Raw genomic sequence first — 18,681 nt, 5'->3', positions numbered from 1 at the left:
TTTTACCAACCGAGCCGCACTTATGCAAAGCCGTGACCGGCCCACGCAAAAAGGCCTGCCACCACCCTGATGGGCAGCTGGTAAGCCTTTTTGAATTACTTCTTAAGATGGTAACTATACGTAGATAGAATAATGTTTTCACGATTTGCAAAGGCCGCCCGCAGTCTCAAACTGGTTTGGTTATGCAGGATGTTCTGCCAAGGTTTGCGCGGCGTAAATTGCGGAATCAACACCGTTGTGGTGAAATTACGTTTTTCAGCGTTGCGCGCAATGATATCGACGAAACGAATGACAGGCCCTTCAATTGACCGATACGATGAATGCACATCGACAAACCGGACATTTGGGAAATCCTCTTTAAATTCATTTTGCGTCTCTTGTTCCTTACCAGGATTTTCATCCATGGAAACGTGCATGGCAATGACATAATCCCCGATAGACTGCGCGTAATTGAGCGCCCCTCGCGTCACCCGAGTGACATTGCCGACTAAGACAATCACCGTACTGCCGTCATATTCGTGCATCGCGACGTCCGTATCTGGTAAGCGCAATTGCTCAGCCACATTTTGATAATGCTTGTGGATTTTATAGAACAGGTAAATCAGCGCTGGCATCAATAGGAAGAAAGGCCAGATGTCAGGCAACCGATAAACAAACAAAATGAGCAAAATGACAAAGGAGATGAAAGCACCGGTGAAATTGGCAATGCTCTTACCAATCCAACCCTTATCACGATGGCGCCACCAATGAACAATCATCCCGGTTTGCGATAATGTGAACGGAATGAACACGCCGACCGCATACAACGGAATCAACCGTTCAGTGCTCCCTTGGAAAATAGTAATCAGAATGGCTGAGCCAATCGCTAAAGTTAAAATCCCATTGGAATAACCTAGGCGATCACCACGGTCCATATACATATGGGGCATGAACTTGTCTTTAGCAAGGTTAAAAGCCAAGACAGGGAACGCTGAGAACCCAGTATTAGCAGCGACTGCCAAGATTAACGCGGTCGCAATTTGCACGACGTAATACATCACACCGCCACCACCAAAGGTCGCTTTGGCCACTTGTGACAGCACAGTGACTTTGGCTTGTGGCACAATCCCATACCAGTAGTTCAGGAAAGTAATCCCAGCAAAGAAGAAGCCCAGGATTGCGGCCATAATGGCTAACGTGCCAGCTGCATTCTTTTCACGGGGCTTTTTGAAGAATGGGACCGCGTTACTAATCGCTTCCACCCCGGTTAAGGAGCTGGAGCCACTAGAGAACGCCCGGAAAATCAAGGCCATCGAAATCCCTGGCACTGCCGCGCCAACAAGCGAGGTCGCCTTAAATGGAATCGCACCAGTGGCCACCTGCCATAACCCCCAGATAATCATAGCCGTCATGACAATCACGAACAGGTACACTGGGACCATAAGGAATGAAGCGGACTCGCTCATGCCTCGTAAGTTCATGGCCGTCAAGACCAAGATGATAATCAGCGAAATGGCGACCTGATGGCCGTACAAAGCGGGAATCGCCGAAGTAATGGCTTCGGCCCCCGCTGACACCGAGACTGACACGGTTAACATGTAGTCAATCAGTAATGAACCCCCGGCCACTAAACCAGAGTTCTTGCCGAGGTTCTCACTGGAGACGACATACGCGCCACCCCCACTGGGGTACGCGTGAATAATTTGCCGGTAGGACAACGTCAAAGACACCAGCAAAATCAAAACAAAAGCAGCAATTGGTAATGAATACCAAATAGCTGCGGCTGACAAAGTCGTTAAGACCAGAACAATTTGTTCAGTCCCATACGCCACTGATGACAAGGCATCTGACGAAAGCATTGCCAGCGCTTTAAACTTACTTAATTTTTGCCCGCCCTCTTCAGACGACTTCAATGGCCGGCCAACAAGGACGCGTTTTAATTGTGACATAATATTTCTACTCCTATCAGGAATTGTAACCCAATGAAAGCAATTCTACTCCAACCGCGTGTGAAATACTATGCCAACCGGCAAAATTCTTTGAAGTCGCCGTAAAGCTTGATTTCTAGGCGGTTTGAGCCTTCGATTGACTGATAATAACGAGGTCTTTTACCTTCAGCTTGTGATGAACTTCGCTCTCAATTTCAGCCTTGGCTAATTGGTCAATGGTTAATTCATCTACGGCAACATCTGGGAATAGTCGTTCAACAACGAAATCCACTTGATCCTGCTTAATATTGCGGTGGGTATTGGTCATGACCACATCAATCCGATTGAACGCATCGATGTAATAAACATGCGTCGCTCCCAGCGTGTAATTGCGATACAGCTTAATGGGTTGCTTACCATACAAATGGCGCACCGTGTACGGAATCATTTTGTGCAAACTAGCATTTAAACGAATCGGGTTTTCAATTAATTTCAAGATAGTCATCCTCCTTTGGATGGCGACGCAATCTTCGCGTCGGCGTACCTATATTGTACCAACTTGACCCACATTTAGGGAAACAGCAGCCGCTCTATTCGACAAAAAGAGCCTGTGACAGTTGACGCATCATCACAAGCTCCCATTGTTATTAAATTGATGCGGATTACATCATACCGCCCATGGCTGATGGATCCATCCCACCAGCTGGTGCTGCAGGTGCATTTGGTTCTGGCTTGTCAGCCACGACTGCTTCAGTTGTCAACATCAAAGCAGCAACGGAGGCAGCGTTTTGCAAAGCAGAACGGGTAACCTTTGTTGGGTCAATGATTCCGGCCTTTGCCATATCAACCCATTCGTCAGTTGCAGCGTTGTAGCCAACGCCAACCTTTTCGCCCTTCATGTGTTCAACAATGACAGAGCCTTCAAGCCCAGCATTGATGGCAATTTGGCGAATTGGTTCTTCAAGGGCACGTAAGACAATGTTGATCCCAGTTTGGACGTCGCCAGTTTCCTTAAGCGCAGCCACAGCCTTAATCGTGTTAATCAAAGCAACACCACCACCAGCAACGTAGCCTTCTTCAACAGCGGCACGAGTGGCGTTCAAGGCATCTTCAATCCGATATTTACGTTCCTTTAATTCTGTTTCAGTTGCGGCACCAACTTTGATCACTGCCACACCGCCGGCTAACTTAGCCAGACGTTCTTGTAACTTCTCGCGATCAAAGTCACTTGTTGTTTCTTCAATTTGGCTCTTAATGGTATTGACCCGTTCGTCGATAGCTTCCTTGGCACCAGCACCTTCAACAATGGTGGTGTTATCCTTGGTCACTGTAACCTTACCTGCTTGACCTAATTGGTCTAAGGTTGTGTCCTTCAATTCAAGGCCTAAGTCTGAAGTGATGACAGTCCCACCGGTCAAGGTCGCGATATCTTGCAATTGTTCCTTACGCCGATCACCGAAACCAGGTGCCTTAACAGCAACCACATTGAAGGTCCCACGAATCTTGTTCAGAACCAAGGTAGGCAAAGCTTCACCATCAACGTCATCGGCAATGACTAAGAGTGCCTTCCCTTGTTGCACGATTTCTTGCAACATTGGCAAAATGTCTTGGATGTTTGAAATCTTCTTATCTGTAATCAGAATGTATGGGTTGTCGAGGTCAGCTTCCATCTTATCATTATCGGTCACCATGTATTGTGACAAGTAACCACGATCAAACTGCATCCCTTCAACAACGGATAATTCTGTGTCAATCCCTTTACTTTCTTCAATCGTAATGACGCCGTCGTTGCCGACTTTTTCCATGGCGTCCGCAATCAAAGAACCAACTTCGGTATTCGCAGAAGAAACAGAAGCCACTTGCGCAATTTCGTCCTTCTTTGAAACCTTGTGGGAAATCTTGTGCAATTCATCAACAGCCGCATTGGTTGCTAATTCAATCCCACGACGAATCCCAACAGGATTGGCACCGGCAGTGACGTTCTTCATGCCTTCACGAATAATCGCTTGAGCCAGAACAGTCGCAGTGGTTGTCCCATCACCAGCAATGTCATTCGTCTTGCTGGCAACTTCGGCAACGAGCTTAGCGCCCATATTTTCAAAATGATCTTCTAATTCAATGCTCTTTGCAATGGTGACACCATCATTAGTAATTTCAGGTGAACCATAGGATTGTTCGAGGACAACGTTACGACCCTTAGGCCCAATTGTCGTCTTAACAGTATCAGCTAACTTATCAACCCCGCGCAACATTGCAGCGCGTGCATCTTCAGAGAACTTAATTTCTTTTGCCATCGATTATCACCTCAAAATTTAGTATTTGTTAGTCGGCAATTGCCATTAAATCTTTATCGTGCAATACCAGGTAATCTTCACCCTCGTATTTCACTTCAGATCCGGCATACTTGTCATATAAAACCGTGTCGCCCACTTTAACTGACATTGGCAACCGCTTGCCTTCAGGACTTAACGCCCCTTCACCGACAGCGACAACCTTGCCAGATTGTGGCTTTTCCTTGGCGTTGCTTGCAAGAACAATCCCACCAACGGTTTCTTCTTGATCCTCAACAACTTGAACAATGACACGATCTCCTAATGGCTTTAACACGGCAATCCCTCCAGATAGAAAAATTGAATTTAGCACTCTGACTCTTTAAGTGCTAACCACGACTTTTATAATACTCAGTTTAGGCAGCAAAAGCAACCCTCAGCCAAAACATTTCTTAACTTATTCGTAAAGCGTTGCGAAAAGAGACTTTTTCGCGGTATGCTCTAACTATTCTATTTCTTCAAAGGAGCACGTTATGGAAAGTCGCATGTCGCGTCGCCAGCAACCGCAAAAGCGGCCTTGGGGACGAATCTGGTTATTGGTCTTAGTGCTGGGCTTTTTCACAGCTGGCACTTATGCGCTTCGCTTGTATAGCCAAACAAAATATGCCCTCGGCGATACCTACCGCCTTGCCAATGGGAAGGTAGCCACGGAAATCCAAGACAAGAAGCCGTTTGCGGCCCTCCTCTTGGGTGTTGATACAGGGGCTGACGGACGGATTGACAAAGGAAATTCTGATACGATGATCATCGCGGTCGTTAATCCGCAGAAGAAGCAGACTACTTTAGTCAGCGTGCCGCGTGATACCGCCGCCCAACTGATTGGCACGAAAACCTTCAATATGCAAAAGATCAACGCCGCCTATAACGTTGGCGGTTCAGACATGGCCATTAATACGGTTTCCAAACTGGTCAATGTTCCCATCAAATACTTTCTCACTATTAACATGGGTGCCTTAGAAAAAGTTGTGAACGCCGTTGGTGGGATTGATGTCGATGTGCCGTTTAGCTTCACCAGTCATCACACCAATAATGAACACTTTACGAAAGGACCAATGCATCTCAATGGCCGGATGGCCTTGGTTTACGCCCGGATGCGCTATGAAGATCCTAAGGGTGATTACGGTCGTCAGGAGCGGCAGCAACAAGTGATTAAGGCCATCCTCAAAAAGGCAGTTTCGATGGATACTCTGGGGAACTTCTCGGAGCTGTTAAGCACCTTGTCCAAGAACATCGCCACTAACTTGAGCTTCAATGATATGTTGGGCGTCTTCCAGAACTATCGTGATGCCGCCTCGACCATCAAATCGGATCACCTCGCTGGTCAAGGTGCTTGGGTCTATCCGGGCCCCTCGTCTTATCAGATTGCTTCTACTGCTGAATTACAGCGGGTTTCCAACAAGCTTCGCACAGCTTTAGGCTTGCAAACAGAAACCATTTACAACCAAAATACGCGCGAAAACAAAGCTAACATCGATTTCAAATTTGATGGCAATCAAGATCAGGTCTATACCATCTACGTGCCCGAAAATTAGTCATTGGTATGATAACTGCTAAACAAAACAAGAGGCTGTGACATATCCCGTAAGGATTGTCACAGCCTCTTGTTTTGTTTACTGAACCGACTAATCGTTAACCGGTGTATCAGTGGTGTTTTCGGTGTCTTTCAACGTTGGCCCATAGTGTTCAAGGAAATAGATTAACGTTTGTAATTCTGTCGCCAAGTCGACATTTTGCACCCGCACATAATCGGGCACCGAAATGCGCAATGGTGTGAAGTTCATAATTCCCTTGATGCCCGCTGCGACCAAATCATCCGTAATCCCCTGGGCCGCATCGGTTGGCACAGTTAAAATCACAATCTCAATTTGTTGTTCCTTCAACTGCTTGACCATATCGGTCATCGGATAAACCGGCACCCCACTTTGGATGGTCCCCGCTAAGTCTGGATTCAAATCAAAAGCCGCACTAATGCGAATGTTATTCGCTTGCCGGAAATTGTAGTTCAGTAAGGCATGCCCCAAATTACCTACACCAACTAACCCAACACTGGTTAAGCGGTCTTGATTCAAAATCTTCTTAAAGAATTTCAGTAAATCAACGACATCGTACCCGTAACCCCGTTTACCGAGGGCACCGAAGTACGAAAAGTCCCGCCGTATCGTCGCTGAATCAACCTTAACTGCTTCAGACAATTCTGTCGAAGAGACCTTGGTTGTGCCTGAATTCGCTAAGAAGTTCAGATACCGATAATACAGTGGGAGCCGCTTTGCTGTTGCTTTTGGAATGATTGCTTCAGCCATACACGTTCCTCCTCATCTTTTTTGCCGCCGAACTTGTGAAGTCGTTGGCTTACTCATAGAATAAGAATAGCGGGTCGCAAGCCCAAGCGCAAGCAAACTCGCTTAGATTGTTCAGTTTTTTTCACATATTCTTAGCCAGAAATATGATATATTGAAACGTAATAACGATTTCGGAAGAAGGGTGAACAGTGATTATTCTCCAAGCGCAACAGGTTGGTCGCAGCTTCGACGGGCATGAGCTATTCAGCCGGGTTAATCTTGAGGTCCAAGACCACTCTCGCATTGGTCTCGTCGGCCCTAATGGGGTTGGTAAAACCAGTTTACTTGAGATTCTTGCCGGTGTGAATCCGCCAGACAGTGGCCAAGTCACCATGAGCAAATCAGCGACACTCGGCTATTTAGCCCAGGATTCGGGGCTGGATTCTAGTCGCTCTATTTTTGATGAAATGCTGACAGTATTCGAGCCCTTAATGGCGATGGAGACTCGGATGCACGAGCTAGAAGCCGCCATTGCCGATCCCACCACGGCAGATCTTGATGGCGTCATGAAACAATATGATCAATTGCAACACGATTTTGCTGAGCAGAACGGCTACGGCTACCAAGCTGAAATTCGCAATGTCCTCCATGGCTTTAAGTTCGACGAGGAAACTTACGACATGCCAATTCACAATCTTTCAGGTGGTGAACGGAGTCGACTCGCTTTAGCGAAGCTACTGCTCGAACGGCCGGACCTGATTATTCTAGACGAACCAACAAACCATCTTGATATTGATACGTTAGGGTGGCTGGAAAACTATCTCAAGAATTATGCGGGTGCCGTCCTCACAGTGAGTCATGACCAGTATTTCCTTGATCATGTTGTCACGGAAATCTATGAAATTACCCAGCACCACGCGGAACATTACAATACCAACTATTCAGGCTATCTCAAGCAAAAGGCTGATCGTCAAGCTTTGGCCTGGAAAGCTTACGAAAAACAACAAGCCGAAATTGATAAGCTTCAAACTTTTGTCGACAAAAATATCGTTCGCGCCAGCACCACCAAACAGGCACAAAGTCGTCGTAAGCAGCTCGAAAAAATGGATGTCCTCGATCGCCCAATCAATGATAACCAACGCGTCCACTTCCGCTTCACCCCGGATAAGCCAAGCGGCAATGAGGTCCTCAGCGTCGATGATGCCACCGTGGGCTATGAAGCAGACGCACCGATGGCCGGTCCTATTAACTTTAAAGTGAAGAAATTCGACCGTATCGCCATCATCGGGCCTAATGGGGTCGGCAAATCGACCTTACTCAAAAGCATTCTTGGTCAAATTCCTTTCCTAGCCGGTTCGGCCAAGTTTGGCGCTAATGTGCTCACCGGGTACTATGATCAGGATCAGACCCAACTGCATCTCAACAAGACGGTTTTATCAGAAATTTGGGATGACCATGTGACCACACCTGAAAAAGACATCCGTGGCATTTTAGCCGCCTTCTTATTCGACGAAAACGATGTTCAAAAATCGGTTGCTTCCCTGTCTGGTGGTCAAAAAGCCCGTCTCGAACTGACTAAGTTGGCCATGAACCACGATAACTTCTTGATTCTTGATGAACCGACCAATCATTTAGATATCAATAGTAAGGAAGTGCTAGAATCGGCCTTGGCTGATTTTGATGGCACTGTCTTATTTGTTTCGCATGACCGGTACTTTATCAATCAGCTGGCGACCCAGATTATTGCTATTAGCCCTGATGGCAGTCAGACCTATCTTGGTGATTGGGACTACTACCAAGAGAAGCTGGCTGAACAACAAGCCGTCGCTGAGGCTGATACCACCGAAACAACGGCCGCACCCGCCCAAGCAGCCGTTGCTTACCAACAGTCTAAAGAAGATCAGCGCCAACAGCGGAAACTACAGCGAGAAGTCGACCAACTTGAAGCCCAACTGAACGATTTGGAGTCAAAGGCCGATGTCATCCAAACTCAAATGACCGCCGACGATGTCCTCACTGACTATCAAAAAATGCAGCGTTTGCAAGATGACCTAGATGCCGTCAACGCCCAAATGGCCGAGACGGAGCACCAGTGGGAAGAAAAAAGTTTAGCACTTGAAGCCATGCAATAACGCAAAAAGCTCTGACCAACCTTTGGGTTAGTCAGAGCTTTTTTACTTAGTCAGGGCCATGGCTTGTTGTAACACCTTTTCCCCATCCATCATGCCATAGGCACGCATATCAATTACTTCAACAGGAATGTTTTGCGGTTCTAACTTACTTTTGAACTGGCTTTCCATGAAACGTACTTGCGGGCCGAGTAAAAGGACATCGACATCGTTCTCAGCCAACTTGGTATCGGCATCTGAGGCGCCAGTGGCGAAGATATTCGCCGTGATGCCATCAGCCTCTGCTGCTTTTTGCATCCGTTGAACGAGCATGCTGGTCGACATCCCTGCCGCGCACACTAACATAATCGTTTTATCAGCCATAATCTCTAATCTCCTTCAAAATTATCAAAACCGTAAACGGTTTCATCTATAAATTTATGATAACGTGCTCAAGATGTGAAGTCAATCAGGGTTATTGAAAACATCGCCAAATCCTTTTAAATGCAAAAAAACATCCGTTTCCATTCAGAACGGATGTTTTTTTATTCTCTTCAAAATTTTAACCACCTAGGCATGCGCAAAACTGAGTCCGGGAACAGCATTAAGGCTTTCATCGGCAAAATGCTGTTTTTCTAACTCAATATGCGCCGCAGCCCCTACCATTGCGCCATTGTCACCCGTCAAACGAACAGGTGGCACAACCAGTTCAATGTCAGGAAATGCGTCAGCAAGCGTATTTTGGAGCGCTTCCCGTAGGCCCTGATTGGCCGCAACTCCGCCAGCCAAAACTAACTGCTTAACTGGGAATTCGTCCAGCGCCTTCGTTGTCTTATGCACTAGAACATCAACGACGGCGGCCTGAAAGCTGGCGGCCAAATCTTCGCGGCTCAAGCTTTCGCCAATTTGATCAGCATGGTGCACGGTATTGATAAAGGCCGACTTTAACCCACTGAAACTGAAGTCGAGGTTATCTTCCTTATCCATGGCCCGGGGGAAATTAAAGGTATCTTGACCCAAATGGGCTAGGCGATCAATTTCCTTGCCGGCAGGATAAGGGACACCAAGGACTCGGCCAACCTTGTCGTATGCCTCCCCAGCGGCATCGTCTCGCGTATCTCCCACAATTTCAAAGTGGCCTGCGCTTGGCATATAGACTAATTCGGTGTGGCCACCCGAGACGAGTAATGCCAATAAAGGATACACTAATGGCTTGACAAAGCGCGCTGCATAGATGTGCCCAGCCATATGATTGACAGGAATAAGTGGTAAATGATGGGCAAATGCAATTGCCTTAGCCGCAGACACCCCAATGAGTAAGGAACCGACTAACCCAGGACCATATGTGACTGCAACAGCGGTCAAATCATCGTATGTCACATCCGCTTCTTTGAGGGCTGCATCAATCACTAACGTAATTTGTTCCACATGGTGGCGACTGGCGACTTCTGGGACAACGCCACCAAACCGTTGATGACTATTAATTTGGGTGGCAATGATGTTGCTTAGAATGGTATCGCCATTTTCAACCACGGCCACACTGGTTTCATCGCAACTACTCTCAAACGCCAAAATTAGTTCTCGTTCACTCATTGTTGGTCTCCTTCCGTTTCAAGCGTCTGCCACATGTCGAGTGCATCCCCATGGGTGCTGACATAATAGCCCTTCTTAATTTTGCCAGGCAGAAAACCCAGCTGAGTATATAAATGTTTAGCGACCTCATTATCGGTCCGTACTTCCAGTGTCATCTTCTCGCTACCATAAGCCTTGGCCCGATCGAGCATCAATTGCATTAAGAAGCGACCAATCCCGCGGTGCTGAAAGCTTGGCGCTACGGCGATATTTGTAATATGGGCTTCTTTTTGGGTGAACCAACTCCCAATAAACGCCACCACCCCATCTTCAGGTGTGGTTAAGACCAAGTAAACATTGCGACTGACGCGGCGGAGTTCAGACATGAAAGCTAAGCGATCCCAAGGCAAATCATGATAAATCTCCCGCTCAATCACCAAGGCGGCGTCAATATCCTGTTCAGTCATTGGCCGGAGCCGATAAGTTGTCCCTAGCAACTCAATCGTCACTGGATCTGGAGCTAAACTTTCCGCTGATTCTTGGGTGAAAATTGCTTTAAACTTTCTCCACATATGGTCGGTGTCCTCGTTCATCATGAGTTTTCAGCCAGTTAGTCTCTGCCTCTGTCAATCGTAAATAGCGCGGCACGAAGTCAAATACAGAAACCGGCTGGACGGTCATGCCCAGTTCGCCAGCACGGCTAGCTTGGGGTAATTGACTGATGGGATCTGCGATGTGTGCCAGATTGCCCAGCGTGGCAAAAATATCCTGCTGAAATTTAGGCGCATCCGGCCCGACAAATATCACAGGTTGTTGCAACAACTTAAGTGCGGTCAACAATTGCGTTAAACTCGTATGTTGGTCCGCTAAGACATTGATTAATTGACCAGCTTGCCACTGGTAACCACCGGCGAAAACATTTTGCCGCCTGGCATCCATGACCGGGACGATAACTGCAGACGTATCTCGAATGTTTGCCGCCAACACCGCTAAACTAGAAACGCCAACTAGGTCAATACCCAAGGTGTAAGCCAACGTTTTGCCCGTGGTCACCGCAATCCGAACGCCAGTATATGAGCCTGGTCCATCAGCAACCACGATGCGGTTCAAGTCTTCAACAGTCAGACCACTTTGCTGCAATAAGGTATCAATTGTGGGCATCAGCTGCTCACTGTGGGTGCGTTTCCGATTCAAAGTCATTTCGGCCAAGACTTCTAAATCTGCCATCACGGCGACACTCATTGCCTGATTAGACGTCTCAAGCGCCAAAATATTCATGATCAATCTCCGTTCTGTTCAATAATGGATTTAGTTTACCACAAGCCAAGGAAATTAAAAAACCGGCACGCGGCCGGTTGCTTGTTTAGTCATCAAGATGCAATTGTGGTTTTAGACGTTCAACTTCTTTTAACGTGAAGTAGGTTAAGACCGCTTGGAATGGGAAGACCACCAGGTTCTTGACCGCTCGCACAACGATAATCCCTTGCCATGGCGTGCCCATAATATCGAGCCACCACGTCGTTAAGATGACGTTGCTAATCAGCATCACCAAGAAGACAGCGACAATCGCACGCCACCAGGTGATTTTCTGGCGGTAGAAGAACATCCCGTAAATCATGGCCGCAATGGCAGCCGATATCGTAAAGCCCGGGAAGTTCTGGCCCCCAGTCAATAAGATTCCTAATTGATCAGCGATGGCCGCCCCTACAGCGGCCCACCACGGTCCCAACAGATAACCCATCAGGATGGTGGCGAAGAACACCAAACTGATTTTTGCAAAACTTGGCCCGACTGAGAAGCGACCAAGAACAATATTCATGGCCACAAGCAGGCCCATGATGACGGTGTTTTTCACCGACAATTTGGAACTAGAAAACGATAAACTTTCCATAATGACAATCTCCTTTGTTGGAGACGCCCAAAAAAACTAGGCGAATGCGGAACCAACACCGCGACTGAGTCTTCGTCCACCGTTCACATTCCGTTCCGGCGGCACTTAACGCGTTGGTTCCTACTCCTAAATTTTGTAACCTATTCAGTGTACACCGCGCGCTGACAAAAATAAAGCCGCCTGGCCTGCCGGCTCAAAAGGGGTTGTCAAACGCCGGGTGTTTGCTATGCTAGTGTTAAACCCAAAGTGAAAGGATCTTACTTATGAAACAAATTCTTGCGCTCCATACTGGCGGCACGATTTCAATGACCGCCGACGATTCTGGGGCAATGTCGCCCAGTGCCACCAATCCACTGCTCGACGCCAATCCAGCCCTTGGTGCGCGGGTTAGTCTCACGACTGAAGATATCTTCAACGTGCCTTCTCCGCACATGACCCCAAAGCTCATGTTGCAATTGACAAAGCGGATTGAACGCGCCGAAGCTGAGGGTATTGATGGCGTGGTGATCACTCACGGGACCGACACGCTTGAAGAAACGGCCTACTTCTTGGATCTCACGCTTGGCAGCACCATTCCGATTGTGGTCACTGGCGCCATGCGCTCTTCCAATGAAATTGGATCAGATGGTCTCTACAATTTTCAAACGGCCATCCAGACCGCTGCAAGTGAAGGTGCCAAGGGCAAAGGCGTCCTGGTCGTGATGAATGACGAGATTCATACCGCGCGCTACGTAACCAAAACCCATACAACCAACGTGGCCACCTTCCGCACCCCAACTTTTGGCCCGGTCGGACTGGTCACACATGACAGCGTCCGCTTCTTCCAAGAACTGATTAATCAAGAAACCTCAAACATTGATCACGTGGTGGATAATGTCTTCATGCTTAAGGCCTTTGCCGGCATGGATAGCACCATGTTTGATATGCTCCCTGACAATACCAATGGCTTGGTCATTGAAGCCTTAGGCGCGGGGAATTTACCCCCTGCAACGCTTGATGGGGTGCAACGTCTCATCAATCGCGATATTCCAGTCGTTCTGGTCTCTCGTTGTTTCAACGGTGTGGCTGAACCAGTCTACGATTATGAAGGCGGCGGTGTTCAGCTCAAGAAAATGGGGGTTATTTTCTGCCAAGGCCTGAATGGACAAAAGGCACGCATCAAACTGATTGTCGGTCTCTCTAACGGCAAGAGCAAAGAAGAACTCGCCCATTATATGGATAATGCCATTAGCTAATGGCAACAAAAAGGCTGTGCTTCCCACTTTGGGGGCACAGCCTTTTTAGTTTGAAAATATGGTGAAACTTTTGCTACAACGTGGCCCAACGCATTTGGGCTTCAGCATTGACAACACCGTCCGTCACTATCCGATGCTTGGTTAATAGTTCATCGGCGGCATCAATCTCATATTCTGATTGTGGCGTTTGACCATATGCGACTTCACGTTCATAACGAATATCCAGTTCAACCAGTTGATGGGTCTTGAGCCATTCAGCACCCAGACTATCTTGCATCCAGTCAAAATAATGCGCGTTGTTCACGTGCCCATTGGCGTCAATATCGAAATAGCGCACCCGGTACGGCAGGCTTTCATTAATGGTTTGAATCTTGGCAATCCGTGGAAAATGTTTGACCTTAGTCGCTTCAGTTGCACCAACGCTCTCAACAATTTCAGGAATAACATTGATGATTTTTCGGGTGGTAAGATCCATCATCACCCAAGTACTTTCTAAGGTGGCCATTCGGTTACCAGATTCGTCATCAATCCAGTAATTACGATACGTCAGAAACTTGTTATAACTAAGGGCCTCGGTGCCCACTTTGACCCGTTGCTCAACTGTTGGCCATTGGTTCACGCTCAGATGGTATTGGGTAATCACCCAGCCAGCACCGCGCTTTGCCAGGGCTTCCACCCCAGCATCATGCGCGTCAAGCTGGTGCTCTGAGACCAACAGCATGATGTTGACTAAGGTGCTTAAGCTGATGGTCGTATTTTGCGTGCCAAAGAAAAATGGTACCTGATAGTTCTCGTGATAAATCATGATTAATCTCCAATTTCGTGATAAGCGTTATAAACAATTTGTTTTTTCAGTTGATTGGCCTTGGCCACGGCTTTGATACTGTCGTTGGGCGATTGGCCTTGGTCAATGCCTGCTTGAACTTGATCCTTTAATGGCAAGTCGCTTGTTGGCGCGGCTTGTTCATCCCGCCCAGCCACCATGACGACAAATTCACCACGAGCGGATTCTTCAGCGTAGGTCGCGAGTTCACTCAGACTACCACGAATGAATTCTTCATATCGTTTGGTCACTTCGCGGGCTAACACAGCTTGGCGGTCGCCAAAGACACTTTGCATGACGGCAAGCGTTTTGGCTACCCGATGCGGCGATTCATAGAAAATCATTGTCTGCGTCTGGCTGGCTAATTGTTCCAGCTCTCGGGTCTGAGCGCCACTTTTCCGGGGCAAGAATCCATAAAACATAAATGGTTGTGGGGCTAACCCTGAGGCAATCAACGCAGTCGTGGCAGCATTTGCGCCTGGTAAGGGGACCACTGGAATGTTGGCCGCAATTGCCGCATTGACCAACTCATGGCCAGGATCTGAAATCGATGGCATCCCCGCATCACTAACTTGAGCGATATTGACGCCGGCTTTAAGTTGATGAATCAATTCCGGGATTCGCTGTTGAGTATTGTGTTCATGGAAACTGATTTGTTTGGTCTCAATTTCAAAATGGTTCAATAATTTCTGGGTATTGCGCGTGTCTTCAGCAGCAATTAAATCGACTTGCTTGAGGGTGTCCACTGCGCGGAAGGTCATATCTGCGAGGTTACCAATTGGTGTGGGCACCAAGTAAAGCGTGCCACTATCGTGTTGTCCAAAGCTTGCTTGTTGTTGCATTAGCGTTCCCCGTAAATGATATCTTGGCAGAAGAGACACGGTTCATCATTGACCCGGCGTTGACCATAGTAGGTCGGGCACACATGGAACCCCTCTTCATAAAGATTCTCTAGATTGAGTTTTGATTTTGACAGTTCAATGGCACCATTAGAGCGGTCAGGGGCTGCCTTTTGCAATTCTTGGAGATGTTCACGCAGATGCTGATTCTCAATTTCGACTTCAGCGTCATGTTCGATCACACTGGCAATTTCTTGTTGTAAGTGTGCCACTTGCTCGGCGGCTGCCTTCAACTCATGTTGCAGTTGGCTTAAACCGTCATACAGTTGTTTCTTGTCCACGTTTATCCCCCTTGCACTAACCGTAATACCAATTGTTCCATATCAGCTTGAAAGCTGACATTTTGATCTAGTTGTTGCGTTGCTGTCATTAACGCTGACAAGGCCTGGGTCAGTCGGTCACTTGATAGTTGACTCAAATTCTCAACACCCGGCCAACTGGCTAAGTCAGTGGCCAGCCCAAAATGCTGGCGCAAAGCGGCCTCATAAGCGAGTGCGAGCATCGAAAGGATCTGTTGTTGATCAGATAATTCTTTGGCCACAGGCATGATTTGCGTTTGAATCTGGACAAAGGCCTCTAAATCGTTGGCTGCCAGACGTTTGGTTAATTGTTGCACGCGCTCAAACCGACTCTTGAAGCCTTCATCGCCACTCAATGCCTCAGCCGTTGCCAAGCTAGTCGTTAACTGACTAATGACCGCAGCCGTCAACGCCGGCACTGCTTGACTGGTTAAGTCCGTCGCGATGTTTGTCGCGCCTGGTGGGAGAAAATTCAACAATTGCGCACGGCTGATAATTGTGTCGAGCAATCGCTGCTTAGCAGTAGTGGTCAGAATCACAATCATTCCCGCAATCGGTTCTTCATAGAACTTAAGTAAACTGTTGCTGGCGCCAGCGGTCATTTTATCTGCGTCATCAATAATGAACACCCTTTGATCGGTTTCCATCCCTGACTTGCTCATTTCTTGTTTCAGCTCGCGAATTTCATCAACCTTGATTGACTTTGCCTGCGAATCCAGTTCAATCACATCAGGGTGGTTGTGGGCCAAGATGCGTTGGCATTCTTCACACACGCCACAAGGTGAACCATCCGTCACATTTAAACAAAACAACCGCAGAGCAATCCAAACAGCCATGTCATGTTTGCCGGCGCCCTGCGGTCCATTAAAAATATACGACTGACTTAACTGAGACTGGGCAATTAAGCGTTTAAACTGCGCCACAATTTGGGGCTGCAGTGTTTCGATTGCCAGTGTCATCAGAATTGATGGAACTGTTCAATCGGCAGCACGAAGACGGTTGCACCACCCACTTGGACCTCAATCGGATAAGCAATTGAGCTGTCTGAGGTCGCATCCAGGTTAACTGGTGGGGTCATGAATTGATCTCGGGCTTGCGCGGATTCTTTGATAATATTCAAGACTTCATCAACCCGTTCATCCTCAATCCCAATAATAAAGGTTGTATTCCCAGATTTTAAGAAGCCACCAGTGGAGGAAAGCTTGGTCGCGCGAACATTTGCGTCAATAAATTCATTACTCAAAAGGTTGCTATCTTTGTCTTGGACAATGGCTAAAATTAGTTTCATGGTTAGTCCTCCCAAATATCGGCTAGTTTTGTTTTAAAAAGCTGTAAGCAATCCGCCACAACCGCATCAAGTGATTGGGTGGCATCAATGGCAGTAATCCGCTCAGGATTATCTGCGACCAAACGTTGGTAGGCAGCAGACACCCTTTCGTGGAACGCAATCGATTCTTGATCCAAGCGATCATATTGGGTCGCTTTGCGATGAGCCTCGATGCGTGCTAATCCAACGGCCACTGGGACATCTAAGTAGATCGTCAAGGTAGGTTCAATCCCGTCTGTTGCAAATTGATTCATCGCCAGAACGGCTGCTTCCCCAATCTGTCGGCCGCCGCCTTGATAGGCGACAGAACTGTCAACAAAGCGATCACAAATGACCACCTCATCGCGAGTCAGCGCGGGCAAAATGACCTCCACCAGATGTTGGCGCCGAGATGCCGCGTACAGAAGTGCCTCGGTCCGCGCATCCATCGCGGTATAGTCAGGGTTGAGAATAATCTCACGAATGGCTTCAGAAATCACTGCACCACCAGGTTCTCGAGTGAGCGTGACGGGACGCTTGAGGTGGGCTTTAAGTTCTGGGATGAGCTGGTTTAACACACTGGTTTTACCAGCGCCATCGGGTCCTTCAAACGTAATAAACATACCTGCCACAACTGTGCCTACTTTCTATTTCATTATCTCTATCTTACTGGAAAAACGGTCGCATTTAAACTCAAATTGTTTAAACTTGTCATAATCGCCGGCTGATTGGCCGACCCAGACAGGTTAAAAAGGGAGCTAGAACAAATAAGCTTTTGTTCTAACTCCCTTTTTAATTACCTGCTAACCCATTAGTTTGGATGAGCCGCTAGTCATTTAATTGATTCAACCGCTGAGCAGCCATTGTCGCCACTTGTTGGCTAGAAACGCGCCGCACGCGGGCTTGGTGATACAAGAAGTTGAATAACGCTTGCTCCTTAGCCAACTGGCGCTTAAGTTGGGCATCCTGTTCAGGAAAGTCTGAGCGCATCTCTTTCAAACGGGTGATTCGATCGCGCACATGCTCGATTAGTTCAAGTAAGTCATTATCAGCACTAGCTTTAAGTCGCACTTTGGAACGTCCGAACATCACACTCACTCCTAAATTTCAGTCCGACCTTCAACTGCCTTGAGCAAGGTCATCTCGTCAGCATACTCAATATCACTACCCACCGCCAAACCGTAAGCCAGGCGTGTCACTTTGATACCTGCGGGCTTAATCAAACGAGCCAGGTACATCGCAGTACCTTCACCCTCAGGCGTTGCGTTGGTCGCGATAATGACTTCTTTAATAGCATCATTTGTTTGCAGCCGCTTAATCAAACTTTCGATGTTCAAATCCTCTGGGCCTTTACCCTCACTTGGCGAAAGAACCCCATGCAACACATGATACAGACCGTGATATTCATTCATCCGATCAATGCTCATCACGTCTTTCACCTGTTCAACGACCAACACTGTACTTTGATCCCGGGTAGGGTCGCGGTCGATTTCACAGGGGTCAACATCGGTGATATTGCCACAAATACTGCAGTAATGAAGATCTTTCTTGGCCGCAATCAATGCATCAGCAAAGCCATCGACAGATTCTTGATCCATATCAATGGTAAAAAAGGCTAACCGTGTTGCTGTTTTATTGCCCACACCTGGAAGGCGCATATAACTATCAATCAGTTTTGCAATCGGTTCTGGGTATTGCATCTTGCCCCTCGATTCTACATTAAGCCCTTCGCGTACTTACCCATCTTACTTTGAGTGGCCGCGTCAACTTTAGTCATGGCTTCGTTAACAGCTTCGATAATCAAATCTTGCAACATATCAGGATCGTCTGGATCCATTGCTTCAGGCTTAATTTGAATATCTTTCAACTTCTTGTCGCCGGTGAAAGTCACTGTCACCAAATCATTAGCCACACTGGCGCTGAAGTCAGTCGCGTTCAATTCTGCTTGGCTGGCTTCCATCTCCTGTTGCATCTTCTTCATTTGTTTCATCATACCTTGCATATTGCCCATTCCACGCATATTAATCATCCT

The 18,681-nt window shown here is 47.5% G+C and carries 22 protein-coding genes and 1 riboswitch; of the genes, 3 read left to right on the top strand and 19 right to left on the bottom strand.

The annotated features are described in order from the left end of the window. Positions 1-95 precede the first annotated feature (95 nt). The 4 genes from FC34_RS08090 to groES form a co-directional block, all read right to left on the bottom strand. The gene (locus tag FC34_RS08090) at positions 96-1,928 is read right to left on the bottom strand and encodes an APC family permease (protein WP_057894913.1); all 1,833 of its coding nucleotides are present in this window, start codon (positions 1,926-1,928) and stop codon (positions 96-98) included. 115 nt (positions 1,929-2,043) lie between these two features. Next, entirely contained in the window at positions 2,044-2,403 is a 360-nt protein-coding gene (locus FC34_RS08085) for a DUF1827 family protein (protein ID WP_057894912.1), read from the bottom strand. Between the two features lie 166 nt (positions 2,404-2,569). Beyond that, a complete protein-coding gene (gene groL, locus FC34_RS08080) occupies positions 2,570-4,201 on the bottom strand; it encodes a chaperonin GroEL (RefSeq protein ID WP_057894911.1) in 1,632 nt (543 codons plus the stop codon). A gap of 28 nt (positions 4,202-4,229) precedes the next feature. Beyond that, positions 4,230-4,514, bottom strand: coding sequence for a co-chaperone GroES (groES, locus tag FC34_RS08075; RefSeq protein ID WP_057894910.1), 285 nt, complete (start codon positions 4,512-4,514; stop codon positions 4,230-4,232). Between the two features lie 196 nt (positions 4,515-4,710). On the opposite strand from groES, the gene FC34_RS08070 reads away from it, so the two are divergent. Further along, entirely contained in the window at positions 4,711-5,769 is a 1,059-nt protein-coding gene (locus FC34_RS08070; protein WP_057894909.1) for an LCP family glycopolymer transferase, read from the top strand. Positions 5,770-5,859: 90 nt separating this feature from the next. Here the strand turns inward: FC34_RS08070 and FC34_RS08065 are convergent, their stop codons facing one another. Then, the gene (locus FC34_RS08065) at positions 5,860-6,537 is read right to left on the bottom strand and encodes a redox-sensing transcriptional repressor Rex (RefSeq protein WP_057894908.1); all 678 of its coding nucleotides are present in this window, start codon (positions 6,535-6,537) and stop codon (positions 5,860-5,862) included. A 188-nt stretch (positions 6,538-6,725) separates the two neighbouring features. On the opposite strand from FC34_RS08065, the gene FC34_RS08060 reads away from it, so the two are divergent. After that, positions 6,726-8,648, top strand: coding sequence for an ABC-F family ATP-binding cassette domain-containing protein (locus FC34_RS08060; protein ID WP_057894907.1), 1,923 nt, complete (start codon positions 6,726-6,728; stop codon positions 8,646-8,648). A gap of 42 nt (positions 8,649-8,690) precedes the next feature. Here the strand turns inward: FC34_RS08060 and FC34_RS08055 are convergent, their stop codons facing one another. The 5 genes from FC34_RS08055 to FC34_RS08035 form a co-directional block, all read right to left on the bottom strand. Next, the gene (locus tag FC34_RS08055) at positions 8,691-9,008 is read right to left on the bottom strand and encodes a PTS sugar transporter subunit IIB (protein ID WP_057894906.1); all 318 of its coding nucleotides are present in this window, start codon (positions 9,006-9,008) and stop codon (positions 8,691-8,693) included. 186 nt (positions 9,009-9,194) lie between these two features. Next, on the bottom strand, positions 9,195-10,217 hold the full coding sequence (gene tsaD, locus FC34_RS08050; protein WP_057894905.1) for a tRNA (adenosine(37)-N6)-threonylcarbamoyltransferase complex transferase subunit TsaD: 1,023 nt from the start codon (positions 10,215-10,217) through the stop codon (positions 9,195-9,197). Next, positions 10,214-10,768 (bottom strand): ribosomal protein S18-alanine N-acetyltransferase, encoded by a 555-nt coding sequence (gene rimI, locus FC34_RS08045; RefSeq protein ID WP_057894904.1) that lies wholly within the window; start codon positions 10,766-10,768, stop codon positions 10,214-10,216. The genes tsaD and rimI overlap by 4 nt, the downstream gene beginning before the upstream one ends. Then, entirely contained in the window at positions 10,752-11,474 is a 723-nt protein-coding gene (tsaB, locus tag FC34_RS08040; protein ID WP_057894903.1) for a tRNA (adenosine(37)-N6)-threonylcarbamoyltransferase complex dimerization subunit type 1 TsaB, read from the bottom strand. The genes rimI and tsaB overlap by 17 nt, the downstream gene beginning before the upstream one ends. An 85-nt stretch (positions 11,475-11,559) precedes the next feature. Beyond that, positions 11,560-12,087 (bottom strand): folate family ECF transporter S component, encoded by a 528-nt coding sequence (locus FC34_RS08035; protein WP_057894902.1) that lies wholly within the window; start codon positions 12,085-12,087, stop codon positions 11,560-11,562. A 36-nt stretch (positions 12,088-12,123) separates the two neighbouring features. Further along, a riboswitch (THF riboswitch) is annotated at positions 12,124-12,217 on the bottom strand. 133 nt (positions 12,218-12,350) lie between these two features. On the opposite strand from FC34_RS08035, the gene FC34_RS08030 reads away from it, so the two are divergent. Beyond that, positions 12,351-13,322 carry an asparaginase gene (locus FC34_RS08030; RefSeq protein ID WP_057894901.1) on the top strand — a complete coding sequence of 324 codons (972 nt, stop codon included), beginning with the start codon at positions 12,351-12,353 and terminating at the stop codon, positions 13,320-13,322. A gap of 73 nt (positions 13,323-13,395) precedes the next feature. On the opposite strand, the gene FC34_RS08025 is transcribed toward FC34_RS08030, so the two are convergent. From FC34_RS08025 to FC34_RS07985, 9 genes are all read right to left on the bottom strand, one after another. Next, positions 13,396-14,127, bottom strand: coding sequence for an acyl-[acyl-carrier-protein] thioesterase (locus FC34_RS08025; RefSeq protein ID WP_057894900.1), 732 nt, complete (start codon positions 14,125-14,127; stop codon positions 13,396-13,398). A gap of 2 nt (positions 14,128-14,129) precedes the next feature. After that, entirely contained in the window at positions 14,130-14,987 is an 858-nt protein-coding gene (rsmI, locus tag FC34_RS08020; RefSeq protein ID WP_057894899.1) for a 16S rRNA (cytidine(1402)-2'-O)-methyltransferase, read from the bottom strand. Then, positions 14,987-15,325, bottom strand: coding sequence for a DNA replication initiation control protein YabA (locus FC34_RS08015; RefSeq protein WP_057894898.1), 339 nt, complete (start codon positions 15,323-15,325; stop codon positions 14,987-14,989). The genes rsmI and FC34_RS08015 overlap by 1 nt, the downstream gene beginning before the upstream one ends. A 2-nt stretch (positions 15,326-15,327) precedes the next feature. Beyond that, the gene (gene holB / locus FC34_RS08010; RefSeq protein ID WP_420805046.1) at positions 15,328-16,305 is read right to left on the bottom strand and encodes a DNA polymerase III subunit delta'; all 978 of its coding nucleotides are present in this window, start codon (positions 16,303-16,305) and stop codon (positions 15,328-15,330) included. Beyond that, positions 16,302-16,631, bottom strand: coding sequence for a cyclic-di-AMP receptor (locus tag FC34_RS08005; RefSeq protein ID WP_057894896.1), 330 nt, complete (start codon positions 16,629-16,631; stop codon positions 16,302-16,304). Before FC34_RS08005 ends, holB begins: the two co-directional genes overlap by 4 nt. Before the next feature lie 2 nt (positions 16,632-16,633). Next, positions 16,634-17,281, bottom strand: a complete 648-nt coding sequence (tmk, locus tag FC34_RS08000; protein ID WP_057894895.1) for a dTMP kinase — start codon at positions 17,279-17,281, stop codon at positions 16,634-16,636. Between the two features lie 196 nt (positions 17,282-17,477). Beyond that, a complete protein-coding gene (locus FC34_RS07995) occupies positions 17,478-17,738 on the bottom strand; it encodes a DUF2508 family protein (RefSeq protein WP_057894894.1) in 261 nt (86 codons plus the stop codon). Positions 17,739-17,749: 11 nt separating this feature from the next. Then, positions 17,750-18,349: a recombination mediator RecR gene (gene recR / locus FC34_RS07990; RefSeq protein WP_057894893.1), complete on the bottom strand. Its 600-nt coding sequence runs from the start codon at positions 18,347-18,349 to the stop codon at positions 17,750-17,752. Positions 18,350-18,363: 14 nt separating this feature from the next. Continuing rightward, the gene (locus FC34_RS07985) at positions 18,364-18,669 is read right to left on the bottom strand and encodes a YbaB/EbfC family nucleoid-associated protein (RefSeq protein WP_057894892.1); all 306 of its coding nucleotides are present in this window, start codon (positions 18,667-18,669) and stop codon (positions 18,364-18,366) included. Between the last annotated feature and the right edge of the window lie 12 nt (positions 18,670-18,681).

It is taken from the genome of Lacticaseibacillus brantae DSM 23927 (genome assembly GCF_001436115.1).
GTDB lineage: Bacteria > Bacillota > Bacilli > Lactobacillales > Lactobacillaceae > Lacticaseibacillus > Lacticaseibacillus brantae.
Note: the sequence above shows the minus strand (reverse complement) of the source record. Positions and strands in the feature narration are given on the sequence as shown.